Consider the following 20,168-nt stretch of genomic DNA (forward strand, 5'->3'; position numbering starts at 1 on the left):
GTAAACTTAACATAAAAGAGAAGCTCTTGTAGCTTCTCTTTTTTTATTTTAAAAGGATTTTTATTTGTCATATTCAAACAATATTATCTTTGGACCTATTCCTTCAAGAAGATTTGGAATCTCTTTAGGTATAGACCTATCTCCTTCAAAAAAACAATGCAACTTTGATTGTCTTTATTGTGAACTTGAAAAAGCTAAAACAGTTGATACTATGACTACTTATCCTAGTGTAGCTGAAGTAGTAGCAGAAGTTAAAGCCTCATTTGAGAAACATCCAAAAATAGATGTTATAACAATAACAGCAAATGGAGAACCAACTCTATATCCAGATTTAGAAAAGCTTGTTGATGAACTTAATAAAGTAAAAAAGAGTGCAAAAACACTTATTCTTTCAAATGGAAGTACAATCTATGATGAAAAAATTTATAAAGCTTTATTGAAAATAGATACAGTAAAACTATCACTTGATTGTGTAAGTGAAAAGTGTTTTAAAAAGCTTGATAGAATACATAGTGGAATTGATATTGAAAAGATAGTTGAAGGTATGATAAAGTTCTCAAGTGAAACAAAAAATATCTTTGTACTTGAAATTCTATTTGTAAAAACACTTAATGATAAAGAAGAAGAGATAAAAGCCTTATATGAAGCAGTTAAAAAGATAAAACCTCATAGGGTAGATATTGGTACAATTGATAGACCACCTGCATATGAAGTGAAGCCAGTATCTTTTGAAACTTTGCAAGAAATAGCTAATAGTTTTGAAGGTATAAATGTAAATATAGCATATAAAAATAGACCAAAATTAGAATCTTCATTCTCTGAAGAAGAAATTATCAATATGTTAAAACGAAGACCTTTAACTCAAGAAGATATAGAAAATATGTTTGATAAAGTATCAAAAAAATTATTAGAAAAATTAGTAGAAGAAAAGAGAATATCTTTGATTGATAGCAGTGGCTTAGGTTTTTATAAAATTTCATAATTTTTTCGAAAAAGTCTTGACAAACAAAAAAGATTTGACTATAATTCCAGTCCATTTAAAGAGGAAGTCAGATTCCGGCATAGCTCAGTGGTAGAGTAGATGACTGTTAATCATTTGGTCCCTGGTTCGAATCCAGGTGCCGGAGCCACTTAAACTTCTCTTTAAATAAACAAAAAACTTAAATTCCGGCATAGCTCAGTGGTAGAGTAGATGACTGTTAATCATTTGGTCCCTGGTTCGAATCCAGGTGCCGGAGCCACTTTTAAAGCTTTTAGATATTTGAACCTAGGTTCTTTTATCTAGAAGCTTTTTTTTTGCTCTTTTTTTATGAAGAACAACTCACATGAGATACTCCAGCTATTCCAAAAAACTCAGAGGGTTTTTTACTATAATATCTTTTTTCTATCTCTTTTGTTTGTTTTGAATATGGATTTGTCATTATCTCTTGTAGTTCATTTATAAGAGTATAGTCTCCTTTTTGGGCTTTTTTATATGCATCAACTAATATCCACTCCCTTAGAGTATACTTTGGATTTATAAGCTTCATTTGTTTTGAAAGTTCTTCTAGTTTTTTTTGTGAATTTGCTTTTAGTTTAGCTTTCCATTTTTCTAACCAACTATTCCATTTTGATTTGATAATTTCATTTTCAATATTAGTATAAAAACTATTTTCAAGCTCTGTCATATCCTTTGGTATATTTGATAATTCCCTAAAAAATATTGTGTAGTCAACTTTTGTTTCAATCATAAGATTAATAAGTTCATTAAATAGTTCAAAGTCAAACTCAATAAGACCTAGTTTAGAAGCCCACATTTTTTCTATTTTTGATTGCATGATTACAGAAAAATCATTTTCTATTTTTTCAAGTTCCTTTATTGATTCTAGGTTTGAGATAATCAGAGGTTTTAAAGCAGAACAAAATGATTTAAAATTTTTTTGTGCTGCTTGTGGCTGATTGAAAAATGAGAAGTGCATACCTCCACCAGTCCAAGGCTGATAATTAGGGTCAAACATCTCTATAAAACCAAAAGGTCCAAAATCAAGGGTAAAACCTCCTGCTGCACAGTTATCACTATTGAAGTTACCTTGACAATATCCCACTCTAATCCAGTTAGCCACTAAAGAAGTAAGTCTATCTTGAAACTGCTTTGCTAATAGAAGTACTTTTTTCTCTAAATTCAAGTTATCATCTATAGTTTCACTATATTCTCTTTTGATTAGATGTAGAACAAGTTGTTCTAACTCTTTTAAAGCATCTTTATGTTCATGTTTTCTAGCTCGTCTTCCAAAAAGTTCAAGTTGTCCAACTCGAATAAAAGAAGAGGCAACTCTTGTAGTTATTGCAACATCTTCTTCAATCATAACTTCAGGGTCTCTTGAATAAGACTCTTTTCTAAACCAAGGTCTAAGTACTTGCTCTTTTTTAGAAGTAAATAGTGTCAATGACCTAGATGTAGGAATTCCTAAAGAGTGCATATGTTCTTGTGCTAAAAACTCCCGTACACTTGACCTTAGAACTGCACGCCCATCAGCTCCTCTACAGTAGGGTGTTTTTCCTGCACCTTTTAGTTGAAACTCCCATCTTTTGTTATTTAAAACTGCTTCAAAAATAGAGATTGCTCTTCCATCTCCATATCCATTTCCTGTTTGAAAAGGGCATTGTGCATAATATTCTGTACCATAGATAGATAACGCATATCCTGTAGCCCAAGTTTTATTTTTAATAGTTTCTGGTAGTTTTGAAGTATCAGCAGAAAACATTTTGATAAAATTATCTTCTTTTAAAAGAGTTTCACTAAAACCTAACTCTTTAAAAAAGTTTTTACTATGGGAAATATATATAGGTTCTTTTATAGGTGTTGGTTCTACATTTACATAGTGTCCTGAATAAACCTCTCTTGATGATTTGTTATTACCATTTTGTTTTGCCTCTGGGTCACAGTTAAGTTCTTTTACAAAAGAGTAATCAGCAAAAGTGCAAAGTTCTTCAAAAGTCTCTATATTTTTTTTCATTATTATCTTTATCCATTAAATTTTATTTATTAAGATTTTTAACATAAATATTTGAAATACATAGAAAAAAAAGTAGTTAAAAATTTTTATTAAGTCAAAATAAATTATAAGAAGAATATCAACTCACTTAAGCTTAAGTAGATATAATTTCCAAGAAATTAACTATATAAAGGTGTATCTTAGATTATGAAATTAAAAAAATGGATTTTTATAGCAATCTTACTTGTGATATTGTATTACACTTTTATTGTAAATACTCTTTTAACCCTATCTGTTATTTTTGCTTCGATTGTTGCAGTTAAACTATATAAATATTATTCAAAAAAGAGTTTAAATAAATTATCAGCTTCAAAAGAGTTATTTAGGCAGAGTTATCTTGGACATTTTATAGCTTTAGTAGCCAAAGTTGCAAAAGCAGATGGAAGAGTAGATGAACTTGAAGCTCAATTAATAGGAATGATGTTTGATGATATCTCAAAGGTTTTTGATGAAAAAGAGAAAACTAGAGCTATTATGAAAGAGATTTTCAATGAAGAGAAACAAAGAATAGATGATACAAAAGAGATAGCTGCCTCATTAAATAAACTTCTAGGTAAAAGTATTTTAAAAAGAAGACAGTTTATTAGTTTCTTAATTCAATTAGCTTTTGTAGACAAAGGTATTAGTAGTGAAGAAGATAAAGTCTTAAGAGATATTGCTACACAATTAAATATCTCAGCTGAAGTTTATGATGCTATTGTAAATAGTTTGAAACAAAAAATGAAAAGTAATCAAGAAACAATGACTCCTAAAAAAGCCTATGAAATTTTAGGTGTAAAAGAGAGTGATGATATGAATACTGTTAAAAAAGCCTATAGAAAACTTGTAAGAGAGTATCATCCTGATATTATAAGTTCTCAAGACAAAGATGAGAGTTACATTGAAGAGGCTACGGCTAAAACTCAAGAGATAAATCAGGCTTATCAAGTTATTAAAAAACTACATTCTTAAGGAGAATAGATGGATTATGAAAAGTTTGCTCAATTTAGTCCTTGTGACTATGCAGGACCTTTAAAAAGAGAGAGTTTTATGGATGCTGGTATGAAAGAGTTATGGCAAAGTATACCTAGAGTTTCAGGACCTGCTTTTACAGTAAATATGGTGCCAGGAGATAACTTAGCATTACATAGAGCAATATATGAAGCTCCAAGGGGTTCAATTATTGTAGCTCAAACTAATTCAATGGATTATGCAGTTTCTGGTGGAAATGTATGTGCTATTGCACGAGGTTTAGGAATAAGAGGTTTTGTAATTGATGGTGTTGTGAGAGATATTGCAGAAGTAAGAGAGATAAAATTTCCTATTTTTGGTAGGGGAGTCCTTCCTATGCCAGGAACTAAAAAAGCAGTTCTTCCTTTAAATACTCCAATTGTTGCTGGTGGTATTGCTGTAAATCCAGGGGATATTATTGTTGCTGATGAAGAGGGAATTGCAGTTATTCCAAAAGAAAAAGCTGAAGAGATTTATAATCAAACTAAAGAGAATGTAGAAAAAGAAAAAGCTATGGGCTTTGAAAAATGGGCTGCGAATCATAGAAAAAAGATAGACTCTTTTTATGAGTAGTAGTTTATTTAAAGGCTAGTTTTTAACTAGCCTTTTTTTATGCCTTTAATTGTTTTGTTACAAGTTCATTTACAACTTTTGGATTTGCTTTTCCTTCTGTTGCTTTAAGTACTTGTCCTACAAAAAAGCCAAAAAGTTTTTGGTTTCCTGCTCTATATTTCTCTACATTGTCAGGATTTTTAGCAATCACTTCATCAATGATAGGTAAAATCACTGCAGGATCACTTATTTGAATTAAACCTTTTGCTTCAACTATTTGTTCTGGATTTTCTCCTGTTTGAGTCATCTCTTCAAATACTTGTTTTGCAATTTTACTTGAGATAAGTTCTTCATCAACCATTTTTACAAGTTGAGCAATTTGCTTTGAAGTAAATTTTAACTCATTTTCTTGCTTTAACTCTTTTGCTACCTCATTTGCTACAATATTAGCTATGCTTACTGGACTATTTAACTCTTTTAGTGTCTCTTCATAAAAAGATGTAAGTTGTTCATCTCTTACTAAAATATTAGATACTTCGCTATTTAATCTATACTCTTTTGTATATTTATCAAAAAGATTTTGTTGCTCTTGTGTTAAAGCTTGTGCTTCTCCATGAACTATCTCTTTTTTAACTTTTGTTGAAATAGAGTGATGAGCACTCTCAACAGAATAATTAACTTCTACAGTACTTGAGTGAGTTCTTTCAACTATATTTTTTTTAGCCCAAGAATCTTTTAATCCTACAATCTTATTAAATACTGGATTTTCATCTGTATAATCAATAGGATCAGCATAAAAATACCCTTGTCTTTCGAATTGAAATCTTTCATCTACTTTATCACTTATTACAGCAGGCTCAATAAGAGCATCTTTGATAATAGATAAAGAGTTAGGGTTTAAATCTTCTAACCCTTCAGGAGCTTCATTTTTATATAATCTATCATAAAGTCTTACTTCTATTTTTTTAGCATGTTTTTCACTTACCCATTGAATAGCACTTTTAACTTTAATATCACTTGTATCTGAACCACTTTTTGAGTTAGGATAATATTGTGCAATTAATTCAGTGATTTTTCCAGTTTCATCTTTGATAACTTCTTTACAAGAGATAATATATCCATGTCTAAGTCTTACTGGCTGTTCTGGTGTAAGTCTATAAAAACCTTTTGGTGGATTTTCATTAAAATCATCTCTTTCAATATAGACTACTTTTGAAAAAGGAACTACTCTTGAACCCTCTTTAGGTACATCATGAGGATAATAAGGTGCATCAATTTCTTCTTCTCCCTCATAATTTTCGATAGTTACTTTTAAAGGATCAAGTACACACATAACTCTTGGTACTTTTTTATTTAAATCATCTCTAATACAAAATTCAAGTTGAGAAACATCTACCATTGAGTTTGCTTTTGCTATACCTATTTGGTCACAGAAGTTTAAAATAGATTCAGGTGTATATCCTCTTCTTTTATATCCTGCAATTGTTGGCATTCTAGGGTCGTCCCAACCATTTACATAGTTGCCTTGTACTAGTTCTAGCAGTTTTCTTTTACTCATAACTGTATAATTGATTCCAAGTCTTGCAAACTCATGTTGATATGGTCTTGGTGGCTCAAGTTCAAGAGTATCTAAAACCCAATCATAAATATCTCTATTGTTTTCAAACTCTAAAGTACAAATAGAGTGAGAGATTCCTTCAATATAATCAGATAAACAGTGAGCAAAATCATACATTGGATAGATGCACCACTCATTTTCTGTTCTAAAATGATGAGCATGTCTAATTCTATATAAAAGAGGGTCTCTCATCTTCATATTAGCAGCAGACATATCTATCTTAGCTCTTAATACATGTTCTCCATCTTTAAATTCACCTTTTTTCATTCTTTCAAAAAGGTCTAAATTTTCTTCAATAGAACGATTTGCAAACTCACTTCTTTTTCCAGGTTCTGTAACAGTTCCTCTAAACTCTCTCATTTGCTCTTCATTGATACTATCCACATATGCTTTTCCCATTTTTATAAGTTTTATAGCATATTCATATATTTTAGGAAAGTAATCAGAAGTATAATATATATCCTTGTCCCATTTAAATCCAAGCCATTGTACAGCATCTTTAAGGGCTTCAACATATTTAGTATCTTCTGTTGTTGGGTTAGTATCATCCATTCTAAGGTTGCAATGACCATTATAATCACGTGCAATTCCAAAATTTATGCAGATAGATTTAGCGTGTCCTATATGAGGGAATCCATTAGGCTCTGGTGGAAATCTTGTAACAATCTCTTTATATTTGCCTTTTTTTAAGTCCTCTTCAACTATAACACGTAGAAAATCTTTACTTTCACTCATTATTATTAAACCTTTGATTTTTAAACTATTATAAGGCAATTATTTTATCCAAATAGTGCTTATATTGTGTAAAATAGTTTATTTGAGTAGTTTACAATTCTTTTCATCTTTTATTTGAACTTCTACAATGCGGTTATGTTTATTAATTTCTAACTGACAACACTCTAAAAGCATCTCTTTTAATATTTTTCTCCCTCTTTGAACTCTTGACTTTGCCCCTGAAAGAGATATTTGTTCACTATCTGCTAGTTGTTGTTGAGATTTATTTTTCATTTCAGTTAGTTGTATTGCATTTTTGTATTTTGTTGGAAGTTTTTCTATAAGAAATCCTAAACATAAAGAAAGCTCTTCTTTTATGCTTTCATTTGAATCAATTTCAAAAGGTTTTTCAACCCATTGTGGAATCTCTTTTATATCTTTATTTGTTCGATAGAAGTCAATTATTGTATTTCTTGTAATCTGATAAACCCAACTTTTTAATTTTGTAATGTCATTTAGAGTATGTATTTTTGAATGAATTTTTATAAATACTTCATGTAAAATATCTTTAGCAAGTTGTTTATCTGAAACTTTACTACTAATAAAACCAAGAAGTTGTTTATGATACTCTTTCCATACTTCTTCTGTTGATTTATTCATACTCACTCCTTTATTAAAATAATTATAACTAAATGAATTGTATATAAAATAAGTACATAGCAGAGAGTATCAATAGTGAACCCATTATAATATTAAGATATTTTAGATACTCTCTTATTTTTAGTAAATAGCTAACTTTTTCTCCTATGTATCCCCAAAATATTAGACTTAAATAACAAATGAAAAAATAAATTAAAATAAAACTATAAAAAACAAAATCAGAAGAAGAAAAAAGAGATACGCCTGAAATAGAAGCTATCCAAGCTTTTGGATTAAGCCATTGTATTAAAAAGCCTTCATAAAAATAAGGAGTTTTTTCTTCATTATTATAAATATCTATATTGTCTTTTATCTTAATAATTTTATATCCTATATATATAATGAATAAAGAGCTACCTATACTTAAATAAGTAAAAAAGGAACTCTGCTTTGCTATAAAAGTATTTAATCCTAATCCAATTAATAAAAGAAGAAGAGTAAAACCGATAGTTGCTCCTGATATAAAAGCAAATGTTTTTTTTAATCCATTGTTTATTCCAGAATTTACTATTATTAAATTTACTGGACCTGGGGTAATTGACATCACAAGTGAAAATGTACACATTGTTAAAAATAAGCTCATAATAATCCTTTTTTAAGTTTGTCTATATAAGTAGACGAAAAAAAAATAAAAAAGATGCAAGAAATAAAGGATAATTTTTATCCACTAATAAAATTTATTAATTTTAATTTAATTTTATTCTATTATAATTTCACCATAAAAAATTTAAAACATAAAAAAAGGAATAAAAATGTTAGTAACAAAAAAAGCTCCAGATTTCACTTCAACAGCAGTATTAGCTGATGGACAAATTGTAGAGGATTTTAATTTATATAAAAATATTGGTGAGAAAGGTGCAGTATTATTTTTCTGGCCTTTAGATTTTACATTCGTTTGTCCTTCAGAAATTATTGCTTTCTCTAAGAGAGTTGAAGATTTTGAAGCAAGAGGTATTCAAGTAATTGGTTGTTCTGTAGATTCTCAGTTTTCTCACTTCGCATGGAGAGAGACTCCAGTTGAAAATGGTGGAATCGGAAGAGTAAAATTCCCAATGGTTGCAGATTTAAGTAAACAAATTTCTAAAGATTATGATGTATTATTTGGTGATTCAGTTGCATTAAGAGGATCTTTCTTAATTGATAAAGATGGAACTGTAAGACACGCTGTAATCAATGATTTACCATTAGGAAGAAATATTGATGAGATGATTAGAATGGTTGATACTATGATTTTCACAAATGAGCATGGTGAAGTTTGTCCAGCAGGATGGAATAAAGGTGACGAAGGTATGAAAGCTTCTACTGAAGGTGTTGCTGAATACTTAGGTAAAAACTCTGACAAACTATAATATATAATAAATATTTTATAAGACAAGGGAAACCTTGTCTTAATACTTAATACACAAAAAAATTGTATACTTCTTTGAAAACTCTTCAAGGTCTCCTAAATGAAAGATAAAATCAAAAAATATTTTAAAGAATTTATACTCTTTGCACTAGTTTTGTTTATTGTATCAAATGCCCTAAGTTATTATCGTTCTTCTGATTTAAATAAAAATGATTTTGATATAAAAAGTGTGAAATTATTAGATGACACAATTTATACTATTGTTGAAAACAAACCTCTTATAATACATTTTTGGGCAACTTGGTGTCCAACTTGTCATCTTGAAGCTGCAAACATAGAGAGAATTTCTAAGGATTATGAAGTTATTACTATTGCTGTTCAATCGGGTACAAAAGAAGAAATAGAGAGTTATTTACAAAAAAACAAACTCTCTTTTAAAGTAGTAAATGATGAAAATGCTTACCACTCTACAAAGTTTAATATTAGTGTTTTCCCTACTACTTTAATCTACGATAGCAATAAAAATTTAAAATTTAGTGAAGTTGGTTATACAACTACGGCTGGATTATATTCAAGAATGGCCCTTATAAAATAATAAAATATCTATTTTTATTTCTAAAAAAGTTTTTTTTCTTTGTTTTTAGTTATTAATGTAATTAATAATTATACTTTACTTTAAAAATAACCATTACTAATATGTTTTTAGCCAATAAGTGCTATAATACGGTGTTTAGAAGGAGAGTGTAATGTTCAAGAATATGAGTATTCAGAAAAAATTTTCTTTTGTTACAGTAATTATAATTTTTGTTTCATTAGTTATAAGTTTACTTATTTTTAACTATTATAAAAATATTACTGAAGAAGAAATTTACAAAAATACATTAAATGAATTAAAAATTCATATAGATGAGAGTATCCAAGTAAAAATGGATGTTGGTATTTCAAATGCATTGTCAATTGCAAATGATGGAAGAATCAAGAAGTCTCTTAGGGAAGATAACAGAGAATTAGCAATTCTTAGTTTAAAAACTATATCAAAAGAGATGAAAGATCATACACCTTTTAAAAATATAAAGGTACATATTCATACTAAAGATAATAAATCTTTTGTAAGAGCTTGGAAAACAGATAAGTTTGGGGATGACTTAAGTTCATTTAGACATAGTGTAGTTAAAGTTAATACTACAAATGAACCTGTAAATACAATGGAATTAGGTAAGGCTGGACTTAGTTTAAGAACGGTTGTTCCAATAAAAGATGATGATGGTTCTCACTTAGGTTCTTTAGAGTTTATCCAAGGTTTAAATTCTGTTGCTAAGAAATTTGATAAAGAGAAAGATGCCTTTTTATTATTAATGGACTTAAAGGTACAAAAAGTAGAACTGTTTGATGAAACAAACAAGTTTAAAGATTATCTAATTTCACAAAAGTTTGTAAATAAAGAGTTTTTAGAAGATGCAAAAACTATTGATATGGATAAACTTTTAAATGATGGTTATTTAATAAGTAATAAATATTTTTATACAAGTATAGAAGTAAAGGATTTTAGGGATAAAAATCTTGGATTATATTTAGCTGCAAGACCTTTAGCTATTGTTGAAGAGACAATATATAATGCAGAAAAATTTATTAATACTTCAATTTTGATTTTAGTTGTTTTTGGTCTAATTGTTTTAGTTGCTATTTTATTTAACTTAAAAAATACAGTTATTAAGCCTTTAAATATTTTAACAAATGCAATTAGTGATCTTATAAAAAACAATGATCCAAGCCAAAAAATAAAGCTTGAAAGAAATGATGAAGTAGGGCTTTTAGCTAGTAAATTCAATAAATATCTTGATAATATTGAAGAGGGATTAAAACAAGATGCTATAGTTATTAGTGAAGCAATCGATATTGTGGAAAAAGCAAAAGATGGTTTTTATACATATAAAATAGATGCAAAAGCTTCAAATAAAGAGGTTGAACTTTTAAAACAAAATATTAATCAAATGTTAGAAGTGACAAGAGATAATATTGAGATGGTAACCCTTGCTTTAATTGAGTTTGGAAATGCAAAATATGACTATAAAATAAAAAGTGATAAAAGTGGAAATATTGGTTCTTTAACAAAAGGAGCAAATGCTTTAGGAGACTCTATTTCAGAAATTCTATCAATGATTGATAGAACAGGTAAGAGTTTATCTATTAATTCAAATGAGTTAGCAGCAACTTCAGAACAACTATCTGCTTCTGCAACACAGCAAGCAGCTTCGTTAGAAGAGACAGCAGCTGCAGTTGAAGAGATAACTTCTACAATTGTTTCAACAGGTGAAAGAGCAAAAGAGATGTCTAAAATTGCACAAGAGTTAAAAACAACAAGTGCAGAAGATGATAAATTAGCTCATAGAACTGGTAAATCAATGGAAGAGATTGATAATGCAACTGATGATATTGTTGAAGCAATTACAATAATTGACCAAATTGCATTCCAAACAAATATTCTTTCGCTTAATGCAGCTGTTGAAGCTGCAACTGCTGGTGAGGCAGGTAAAGGTTTTGCTGTTGTTGCTGCTGAGGTTAGAAATCTAGCAAATAGATCAGCAGAAGCTGCAAAACAGATTAAAGATTTAGTTACTTTTGCTCAAGAGAAAACAAAAGAGGGTAAAGAGACTGCTGATAAAATGGTAGAAAGTTTCAATTATCTAAATGAAAAAGTTGCACAAGTAACAAGTAATGTAAATGAAGTTACATTAGCTACAAATGAACAAACAAGAGCAATGGAACAGATAAATTCTGTAATTACTCAACTTGATAAAGCTACGCAAGAGAATGCAAATGCTTCAGAGATAGTTTCTCAAAAAGCCATGACTCTAAGTGAAATAGCTTCAAGATTGGTAGCTGTGATAAATAGAACAAAGTTTGATACTTCTAAATCAAATCAAGTTTGTGATGTAGATTTAGTATTTGATACTACAAAATTAAAACTTGACCATATCGCTTTTAAAGAGACAAACTTTAAAGAGCTAGGAAATGGTAAAACAGCAAAAGTTAAAACTCATACAGAGTGTGCCCTTGGAAAATGGATTGCAGCACATTCAAATGAAAACTTTACAAAAAATAGTGATTGGAATGAATTATTAATAGCTCATGAGAAAGTTCATAGCAATGTTCAAAAATATATTGATATAGATGCAAAAGATAAAACTGATAAAGTTCTTCATAATATTGCACAAGATATTGAAGAGAATACTTCAAAAGTATTTAATTATATTGATAAAATTAAAGAACATAGATGTGAGGATTTAAGAAACTCATAATCTTAAAAGGAGAAAGGAGGATTTTCCTTTCTTCTATTTTGTGTATAAAACAAACTGATTTCTTCCTTTTTCTTTTGCTTCATATAGAGCATCATCTGTATTATTATAAATTGCTTCAGAGCTCTCTATTTTTTCTCCTGTTTCTACATAAAGACCTATTGAAACAGTTACATAATTACTTGCTTTATTAAAGTTATGTTCTATTTTTAAATCTTCAATTCTTTTATTTACTATTTGTGCAAATTCAAGAGCATTTTCTTTAAAGTGTGGAGTAAAAATTATAGCAAACTCTTCTCCTCCTATCCTAAAACCATAATCTGAAGAGCGTTTTGTTAAAGAGTTTACTGTTTTTCCTATCTCTTTTAAAACAATATCTCCTTTAGGGTGTCCATAGTTATCATTATATTGTTTAAAACAATCTACATCAAAAATTATAAGGGCAAAATAGTGTTGGTCTCTTTTTGCTCTATTTATCTCTCTTTCTAATATTTCATTAAAATATCGTCTATTATAAAGATTTGTAAGTTCATCTGTAATTGAAATCTCTTCAATTCTTTTTTTGTCAGTTATATCATGTCTAATCGAGGTGTAACCTATAATTTCATTTTTTTTGTTAAATACAGGAGAGATATTTGCACTTACCCAATAATGACTACCATCTTTCTTTCTATTTTTGATTTCACCTTTCCATGTTTTACCTTCAAGTAAAGTTTCCCATAGTTCTATAAATAACTTTTTAGGTGTATCTTTATGTCTAATAATTCGATGGTTTTTACCCAATAACTCCTCTTTCTTATAGCCACTTATTTTACAAAAAGCTTTTGAAACTTGAGTTATATTTCCTTCTAAATCTGTTGAAGAAGTTAAAACATGTTCATCTACTATTTTTATATATTTTTTCATATCTTCATTAAGCTTATTAATTTGTCTATTTTTATATGTTATAAGAAGAATGATAAATAAAAAAATAGTAGCAATAATAAGAATTTTTCCTAAATTTAAATGCTCTTCATAAGTTACAGAGTTCCATTTATTAAATAGTTTTTCTTTTTTTTCATCAGAAATTGATAATAGAATTTTATTGATAATACTATTTAAAACAAAATCTTCTTTTTTAGTAGCTATAGATAACTCCCATAAATCTTCCACTTCTCCAGAAATTTTTAAACTATTTGAAAAGTTTTTTTGAATCTCAAAGCCAACAGTAGGTAATAATCCAATAAGAGCAAAAACTTTGTTTTTTTGAACTTTTTTTAATCCTTCATTTATAGAAGTTACTTCAACAAATTCTATATTTGGATATTTTGATTGAAGAGTCTCTTTGTATGAATAATCTTTTACATAGGCTACTTTTCTTTTCCCTATGGCTTTTAAATTAGCAATATATGGTTCTTTTAGTGTTGTTGCAATAACTAAAGGATAAGAAAGAAAAGGTTTTGAAAAATTTAAAAACTTTTTTCTTTGTGAGGTTTTGTGAATAAAAGGTACTAATTCACAAGAACCATTTTTAATTTTCTCTAAAGTATTGCTCCAAGAAGTAGTTGTTACTAAATTAAAAGTGACACCTAGTTTTTCTTCAAAGATTTTTATATATTCAGAACTTAATCCTAGATGATTATTATCTTCTATCTTATCAAGAGGCATCCAGTTTGGATCTATACAGTAGTTTATTGTTTTTTTATTTTCTAAATAGTCATATTCTAATTTGCTAAATTCTATATGGTCTTCATAATTTTTTATAAGCCAGTCTGCTTTTAGTTTGGCAAGTTTATTATGCTTAATTGTTTGATTTGCTTTTTCTAGAACTGATTTTAAAAGTAGATTATCTTTTTTAACTCCAATATATAAAGGAGTATTTATAGGAAGTTTACTCTCTTGAGTAAGTTTAATAGTTTTTATATTACTAAGCCAATCATTATTAATAAAATATTCAATTGTAGAGAGATTATCAATTACTGCATCAGCTTCAGAATTTGAAACAGCTTCTAAAGCTTCTTTGGTTGTTTTAGTGGTAAGTAGCTTTATATCCGGGTATTTTTCTCTTATTATCTCTTCTAAAAAGGTATTTTTTAAAATAGCAAGAGTTTTTCCTTTTAAATCATTCATTGATTTAATAGTTGAATTTTTTTTCACTCCTAAAGCAGTAAGAAAATGAACATCAGAAAATTCTGTAAAATCCATATATTTTTCTCTCTCTTGATTTCGAACAATATTTGGAAGAAGATCTATCTCTGCATTCTTTATCATTTCTAATGCATTTGTCCAAGACTCAGCACTAATAAACTCAACTTTAATATTTAATACTTCTGCTAAGAGTTTCATATACTCAATTGTATAACCTTTAGCTTGGTCTGCAATTTCAAAGTTATAAGGAGCAAAAGATTTTAGATTTTGTATTTTTATGATTTTTTTATTAAGTAAGTAGTTTTTTTCTTCTTTTGTTAGATTTAAATCATTATTATTTATATAATCTTCAAAGATAAAATCATTTAAATTAAGTTCATTTTTTATTAAGCCATACTCTTTATATAAATCATTAATATATTTTACTCTTCCTTTATCTAAATATCCTAAAGGAATTGTATCTTTGGAAATAAGACTCTCTATAGCTTTAGCTTCATATGTTAAATGTTCAATTGATTTAGAAGTATTATATTTTTCTTTTATTATTTGTATAATTTCTTCTTTGTTTTCAAGAGCATATTTCCAACCTTTTAGGGTGGCTTCTTTAAACTTCTTTACTCTATTAGGATGTTCTAATGCTTCTTTTTTACTTGTAAATAAGATATCTCCATATATATCAATACCATAATTCATTGGATTAATAATATTAATTTCAACACCTTTTTCTTTAAATAAATAAGGTTCATTTGTAATATATGCAGGCATAATATCTGCTTGCTTATTTATAATCTTTTGATAATCGTTTTTCTCTCTTTTTCTAATTAGGTTTGGGTCTAAATGAAATTTTTTTAGTAAAGCTAAAATAGAAAAGCCATCTGTATCATTCGGATAGAAAATCATATTCTTATTATCTAAATTGTAAACAGTTGAGATATTACTATCTTTTCTTGAAATTAAAATATTTGCAGAATGTTGGAAGATTGGAGAAACAATTACAATTGGTTCTTTTCTTTCTTGATATAAGAATAGTACTGAATCTGCAACACCATATTGTGCATCATTATCCACAACTTGTTGAATATTATTGTATTTTAAATCTCTTTGTTTAATTTCTACATCTAAGCCTAACTCTTTATAGAAGCCTTTTTCTTTTGCAGCGTAATATCCTGCAAATTGAAATTGATGAAACCATTTTAGTTGTAATATTACTTTTTCATTTGCAAAAAGAGTAGAGCTTAATAAGAGTAAACAAAGAAAAAGAAAATTATTTTTTAACATGCTGTTTCCTTTTTAGGTAGACATAAATAATACAGAATGTATATTTTAAAATTACTTTTAAATTACCTTTAAAAATTTTAGCTTATTTTATATTAAATATTAAAAATTATGATATGATTAATTAGCTGTATTTATAATAAATTTAAAAATTATTTTTATTTGAGGTTTTAATGATGCATTTAATTAATAAATCTATTCTATTTTTTCTATTTTTAATATTAAATTCTTATGCAAATGACAAAAGTATTCTTGATAAAGTTATTAGTACAAATGAATTAAAAGTATGTGTGTGGCCTCAATATTATGGAATTTCTTATGTTGACCCAAGAACACAGAATATTGAAGGTATTGATAGTGATTTAGCAGTAGAATTAGCAAAAGATTTAAATGTAAATTTAAAATTTGTGAAGAGTTCTTTCCCTAGTTTAATTGAAGATGTAAAAACAAATAAGTGTGATATTGCAATGTATGCAATAGGAAAAACAGAACAAAGAATAAAACAAATTAGATTTACTTCTGCTCACTTACAAAGTGATATTTATGCAATTACAACTACTTCTAATAAAAAAATTAAATCTTGGAATGATATAGATAAAAAAGGAGTTGTAGTTGCAGTTGCTAAAGAAACTTATCATGAAACTGTAATGAAAGAGAGACTTCAAAATGCAAGTTTAGTTGTTATTCAAGGTTTTAAGCAAAGAGAAGAAGAAGTTCAAGCTGGAAGAGCAGATGTTTTTATGACTGATTATCCTTATGCTAAAAAAATGCTTGCACAAACTCAATGGGCAAGAGTTGTAAAACCTGAAAAAGTATATTATCTAAGTGAATATGCTTGGGCAGTAGCCTACGGAGATGACAAATTCTATAATAGAATTGAAATCTTTATTCGAAAAATTAAAAAAGATGGAAGACTACTTTCAATCGCAAAAAAACATGGTCTTGAACCAATCTTAAAACTTAAATAATCAAATAAAACTTGGTATAGTAATATGGCTAGTAAAATAAAATTATTATTAGGTGTAATTTTTGCCTTTTTTATAATTATAATTAGTATTTTAGTTTCTTCTTCCATTTTAAAAGAAGAAGCAGTGGAAAACTATCTTACAATCTCTAAATTAAATGCAAAATCTTTCTCAAAAGAGTTAAACCAAGATTTAGCAAATATTGAACAAACAATTGTAAATATAAAATCTATTTTAAAACTTGATGATAAAAATGAAAATATAAATAGAAGATTAGAAGAAATAATAAGAGCCTATCCTCAAATTAGATCAATGAATATTCTTCAAAATGAAAAAATAAAATTTAGTTCTAATTTATATAACATAGGTCTACATATTCAAAATCAAAACTTCTATCCTAAACCTATTTTTGACGATAAAATCTTAAAAATTAATACTCCTTGGATAGGAAGAGATTTTATCTCTGGAAGTGATGTTTATACTCAAGAAGAGAGTTTTGATTCAACTACACAATCTTTTATTCCTATTTCGAAAAAAATAGTTTTAGGAAAAGAAGAGTTTGATGTAATTATAAATTTAAATAGTGACTATTTTAAAGATAGATTTTTTAGTAATATCTCTTCTTCTGAAATTATTTTTGAAATGATCAGATTGGATGGAGTTCTTCTTGTCTCTACAAATGAGCATAGACAAATTGGTAAAAAGATTAAAAGAAGTGACCTTTTACAAGCAGCTATTTCAAAAAATCAATATACGGGAATTGAAATAATTGATGATGTTAAATATATGGTAACTTATATTTTAACAGATAGTTATCCTTTAAGTATTGTTGTTAAATTAAATTTTGAAAAGAGCCTTGCAAGTTGGAATAAAAAACAATATAACTTCTTCATAATTACTACAATCATTGTTATTTTAAGTATTTTAATTGCACTATTTTTCTTCTATTTATATAATAGAAAAAAAGAGCAAGAGTTAAAGCTTCAAAAAAGACAAATTCAAGACCAAGAGAAGTTTAAACTACTATTTCAAGATTCTCATTTCTTAGCTACAGTTATTGATTGTGATGGAAAAATAATTGAGATGAATAATCTTGCTTTAGAGTTCTTAGGCCAAACCTTTGAAGAAATAAAGAATAAAAGCTTTTGGGATTTAAAGTGTTGGAGAGAAGAAGATAAAGAGATAATAAAAGAAAAAGTTAGTAACTTTTATCAAAAAAAATATCAAGATGAACTTATTGCAATAAATAAATTTAATGAAGAGAGAATAATTGATTTTACCCTATCTTCAATAATAAAAGAAGAGCAAAGGCTTTTAGTTATTATTGGACTTGATATAACAGTTAAAAGAGAGAAAGAAAATAAGTTAAAGCAAGCATATACTGTTTTTAGTAATACTAGAGATGGAATTATGATTACTGATAAAAATACCACAGTATTAGATGTAAATAAAGCCTTTGAGAAGATTACAGGTTATACAAAAAACGATATTGTGAATAAAAAAGTAAGTATCTTAAAATCAGTTGTTCATACAAAAGAGTTTTATAAAAAAATGTGGAAAAATATCTCAGAAAAAGGTTTTTGGGAAGGAGAAATCACAAATAAAAATAAAAATGGAGCTCTTTTTATTGAATGGCTTACTATTAATACTATTTATGATGAAAATAAAAATGTAGTAAATTATATAGGAATCTTTAGTGATATTACCGAACAAAAAACAAGAGAGAAACTTTTAAAAGAGAAAGATTATGCTCTTTTCCAACAATCAAAAATGGCTGCAATGGGAGAAATGATAGGAAATATTGCTCACCAATGGAGACAACCTTTATCTGTGATTTCAACTGCTGCAACTGGTATTTTGGTACAAAAAAGTATAGGAATAAATGATCCTGAAAATGAAGAAAAATCTTTAAATGCAATAAATAGGTCAGCTCAATATTTATCTCAAACAATAGAAGATTTTAGAGGTTTTTTAAAGCTTGATAAAGAAGTAAAACTTTTTAATATAAGTAAAACTATAAATGAATCTTTATCTCTATCAAGTATGAATAGAAAAAATAAACAAATTGCTGTAATAACTAATTTAGAAGAAGAGATAGAAGTCTATGGTATAAAAAATGAGTTTATTCAAGTAATGATGAATATACTAAAAAATGCAGAAGATGCTTTAGTAGATAAAAAATCTGATAAATTTATTTTTATAGATTCTTTTTTGGAAGATCAAAAAGTTGTTATAAAAATAAAAGATAATGCAGGGGGAATAGATTCAAAAATTATGACAAGAGTTTTTGAACCTTACTTTACAACAAAACACCAATCTCAAGGAACAGGAATAGGTTTATACATGAGTCAAGAGATTATAAAAAATCATATGAAAGGTAAGCTTTTTGTCGAAAATGAAAGCTTTGAATTTATGAGTAAAAATTTTACAGGAGCTTGTTTTATAATAGAACTTCCTTTTAAATAAGGAAACTCTATTTTTTTCTTACAACAATTGCTTGTTTTCTCATTTTATATAATTCAAAATCTTCATTAAAAAATTCATCATATAATACAATTTCAACTCTTTCATCAAAAAGTGTTTTTAGTTCCCCTTCACTTAATAAAAAAGCTGGATTTGAAGGTGGTTTTTCATTCTCTTCATGAAACATATAAGTCTCTATAAATAAAATGCCATCTTCTTTTAAAGAGTTTACTAATTGAGGAATAATTTTTCTATCTAAAAAGTTTGTCATAATAATTAAATCATACTCTTCTTTTTCAAACTCAAAGCTATCTAAATCAACAAGTTTTGTTGTGATGTTTTTATTATTTTTATTGTTTAATTCTTCAAGAGCAACTTCTGAAATATCAATTGAAGTTACTAAAAAATTATTGTTTGCAAGAAAAATTGAGTTTCGTCCAGAACCACAAGCTACATCTAAAGCTTTATTCCCTTTTGTAAAAGAAATTACTTCACTTAATTTATTACTTTGAGGTCTATCTTCTAATAAAGTAGGGGTATTTTTATATTTATTATTCCATTTAATTTTATCTTCAAGTGCCATGTTATCTCTTTTAAGTTTTTAGTATTATACAGCTACTTTAATTAAGAGTGTGTTCAAGATTAATAATCTTAATTTTAATTACTAATTTTTTTAGCAATATTTTATTAAGAGCAGAGGGTATAAAATTAAAATATATACATAAGGAGTTGTCATGAAACTTCAAGGAATAACAATAGATTTTTATGATAAAAGAACTTGTGGACTTTTACCTGATTTATGTGCTCAATGGGATATTCGTTATGATGAATTAGAAGATAATGAAGAGTTACTTAAATATTGGGAAGAGAGTTTAAAAAAAGTTCTTGCTAAAACTGATAAAGTTGTTAGTGGTAATGTTGAAGGTAAATCTATTTTATATTCAGCAGATGAAGAGGCCATTAAAATTATAAAAGAAGAGTTTAGTGAGTTAGAGTTACAAACCATTGAATATGAAGATATTATTAGATGTGAGCATTGTATAACTCATGATTATTTAGAAGAGTAAGACTTATTATAAAGTTTTA

15 protein-coding genes and 2 tRNA genes are annotated in these 20,168 nt (G+C 27.4%); 11 read left to right on the forward strand and 6 right to left on the reverse strand.

Annotated elements, in window-relative coordinates:
- The first annotated feature begins 64 nt into the window (after nucleotides 1-64).
- The 3 genes from ABIV_RS04505 (at nucleotide 65) to ABIV_RS04515 (ending at nucleotide 1,241) form a co-directional block, all read left to right on the forward strand.
- Nucleotides 65-982, forward strand: coding sequence for a radical SAM protein (locus ABIV_RS04505; protein WP_114838766.1), 918 nt, complete (start codon nucleotides 65-67; stop codon nucleotides 980-982).
- A gap of 73 nt (nucleotides 983-1,055) precedes the next feature.
- Nucleotides 1,056-1,130 (forward strand) — tRNA-Asn (locus tag ABIV_RS04510).
- Between the two features lie 36 nt (nucleotides 1,131-1,166).
- A tRNA-Asn gene (locus ABIV_RS04515) sits at nucleotides 1,167-1,241 on the forward strand.
- Nucleotides 1,242-1,307: 66 nt separating this feature from the next.
- Here the strand turns inward: ABIV_RS04515 and ABIV_RS04520 are convergent.
- Nucleotides 1,308-2,996, reverse strand: coding sequence for a protein adenylyltransferase SelO family protein (locus ABIV_RS04520; RefSeq protein ID WP_114838767.1), 1,689 nt, complete (start codon nucleotides 2,994-2,996; stop codon nucleotides 1,308-1,310).
- A 186-nt stretch (nucleotides 2,997-3,182) separates the two neighbouring features.
- Between ABIV_RS04520 and ABIV_RS04525 the strand changes: the two genes are divergently transcribed.
- Both ABIV_RS04525 and ABIV_RS04530 read left to right on the forward strand, forming a co-directional pair.
- Nucleotides 3,183-3,986 (forward strand): DnaJ domain-containing protein, encoded by an 804-nt coding sequence (locus ABIV_RS04525; RefSeq protein ID WP_114838768.1) that lies wholly within the window; start codon nucleotides 3,183-3,185, stop codon nucleotides 3,984-3,986.
- Nucleotides 3,987-3,995: 9 nt separating this feature from the next.
- Nucleotides 3,996-4,598 carry an RraA family protein gene (locus ABIV_RS04530; RefSeq protein WP_114838769.1) on the forward strand — a complete coding sequence of 201 codons (603 nt, stop codon included), beginning with the start codon at nucleotides 3,996-3,998 and terminating at the stop codon, nucleotides 4,596-4,598.
- A gap of 37 nt (nucleotides 4,599-4,635) precedes the next feature.
- Here ABIV_RS04530 and ABIV_RS04535 read toward each other — a convergent pair whose 3' ends face one another.
- The 3 genes from ABIV_RS04535 to ABIV_RS04545 all read right to left on the reverse strand — a co-directional run bounded on the left by ABIV_RS04535 (nucleotide 4,636) and on the right by ABIV_RS04545 (nucleotide 8,191).
- Nucleotides 4,636-6,930: a glutamine--tRNA ligase/YqeY domain fusion protein gene (locus ABIV_RS04535; RefSeq protein ID WP_114838770.1), complete on the reverse strand. Its 2,295-nt coding sequence runs from the start codon at nucleotides 6,928-6,930 to the stop codon at nucleotides 4,636-4,638.
- Nucleotides 6,931-7,008: 78 nt separating this feature from the next.
- Nucleotides 7,009-7,569, reverse strand: a complete 561-nt coding sequence (gene sigZ / locus ABIV_RS04540) for an RNA polymerase sigma factor SigZ (protein WP_114838771.1) — start codon at nucleotides 7,567-7,569, stop codon at nucleotides 7,009-7,011.
- 28 nt (nucleotides 7,570-7,597) lie between these two features.
- Nucleotides 7,598-8,191 carry a LysE family translocator gene (locus tag ABIV_RS04545; protein WP_114838772.1) on the reverse strand — a complete coding sequence of 198 codons (594 nt, stop codon included), beginning with the start codon at nucleotides 8,189-8,191 and terminating at the stop codon, nucleotides 7,598-7,600.
- Nucleotides 8,192-8,360: 169 nt separating this feature from the next.
- Here ABIV_RS04545 and ABIV_RS04550 point away from each other — a divergent pair, with 169 nt between their 5' ends.
- From ABIV_RS04550 to ABIV_RS04560, 3 genes are all read left to right on the forward strand, one after another.
- Complete coding sequence (locus ABIV_RS04550; protein ID WP_114838773.1) at nucleotides 8,361-8,957, forward strand: peroxiredoxin; 597 nt, start codon at nucleotides 8,361-8,363, stop codon at nucleotides 8,955-8,957.
- 99 nt (nucleotides 8,958-9,056) lie between these two features.
- Complete coding sequence (locus ABIV_RS04555; protein ID WP_114838774.1) at nucleotides 9,057-9,551, forward strand: redoxin domain-containing protein; 495 nt, start codon at nucleotides 9,057-9,059, stop codon at nucleotides 9,549-9,551.
- 151 nt (nucleotides 9,552-9,702) lie between these two features.
- Complete coding sequence (locus tag ABIV_RS04560; RefSeq protein ID WP_114838775.1) at nucleotides 9,703-12,255, forward strand: methyl-accepting chemotaxis protein; 2,553 nt, start codon at nucleotides 9,703-9,705, stop codon at nucleotides 12,253-12,255.
- Between the two features lie 33 nt (nucleotides 12,256-12,288).
- On the opposite strand, the gene ABIV_RS04565 is transcribed toward ABIV_RS04560, so the two are convergent.
- Entirely contained in the window at nucleotides 12,289-15,657 is a 3,369-nt protein-coding gene (locus ABIV_RS04565; protein WP_114838776.1) for an ABC transporter substrate-binding protein, read from the reverse strand.
- 173 nt (nucleotides 15,658-15,830) lie between these two features.
- On the opposite strand from ABIV_RS04565, the gene ABIV_RS04570 reads away from it, so the two are divergent.
- Together ABIV_RS04570 and ABIV_RS04575 are read left to right on the forward strand one after the other, a co-directional pair.
- Nucleotides 15,831-16,622: a substrate-binding periplasmic protein gene (locus tag ABIV_RS04570; RefSeq protein ID WP_114838777.1), complete on the forward strand. Its 792-nt coding sequence runs from the start codon at nucleotides 15,831-15,833 to the stop codon at nucleotides 16,620-16,622.
- Between the two features lie 24 nt (nucleotides 16,623-16,646).
- Complete coding sequence (locus tag ABIV_RS04575) at nucleotides 16,647-19,085, forward strand: PAS domain-containing sensor histidine kinase (protein WP_114838778.1); 2,439 nt, start codon at nucleotides 16,647-16,649, stop codon at nucleotides 19,083-19,085.
- Nucleotides 19,086-19,092: 7 nt separating this feature from the next.
- Here ABIV_RS04575 and ABIV_RS04580 read toward each other — a convergent pair whose 3' ends face one another.
- Entirely contained in the window at nucleotides 19,093-19,665 is a 573-nt protein-coding gene (locus ABIV_RS04580; RefSeq protein ID WP_114838779.1) for a class I SAM-dependent methyltransferase, read from the reverse strand.
- A gap of 151 nt (nucleotides 19,666-19,816) precedes the next feature.
- On the opposite strand from ABIV_RS04580, the gene ABIV_RS04585 reads away from it, so the two are divergent.
- On the forward strand, nucleotides 19,817-20,149 hold the full coding sequence (locus ABIV_RS04585) for a hypothetical protein (protein WP_114838780.1): 333 nt from the start codon (nucleotides 19,817-19,819) through the stop codon (nucleotides 20,147-20,149).
- Nucleotides 20,150-20,168: the final 19 nt, after the last annotated feature.

It is taken from the genome of Halarcobacter bivalviorum (genome assembly GCF_003346815.1).
Lineage (GTDB): Bacteria > Campylobacterota > Campylobacteria > Campylobacterales > Arcobacteraceae > Halarcobacter > Halarcobacter bivalviorum.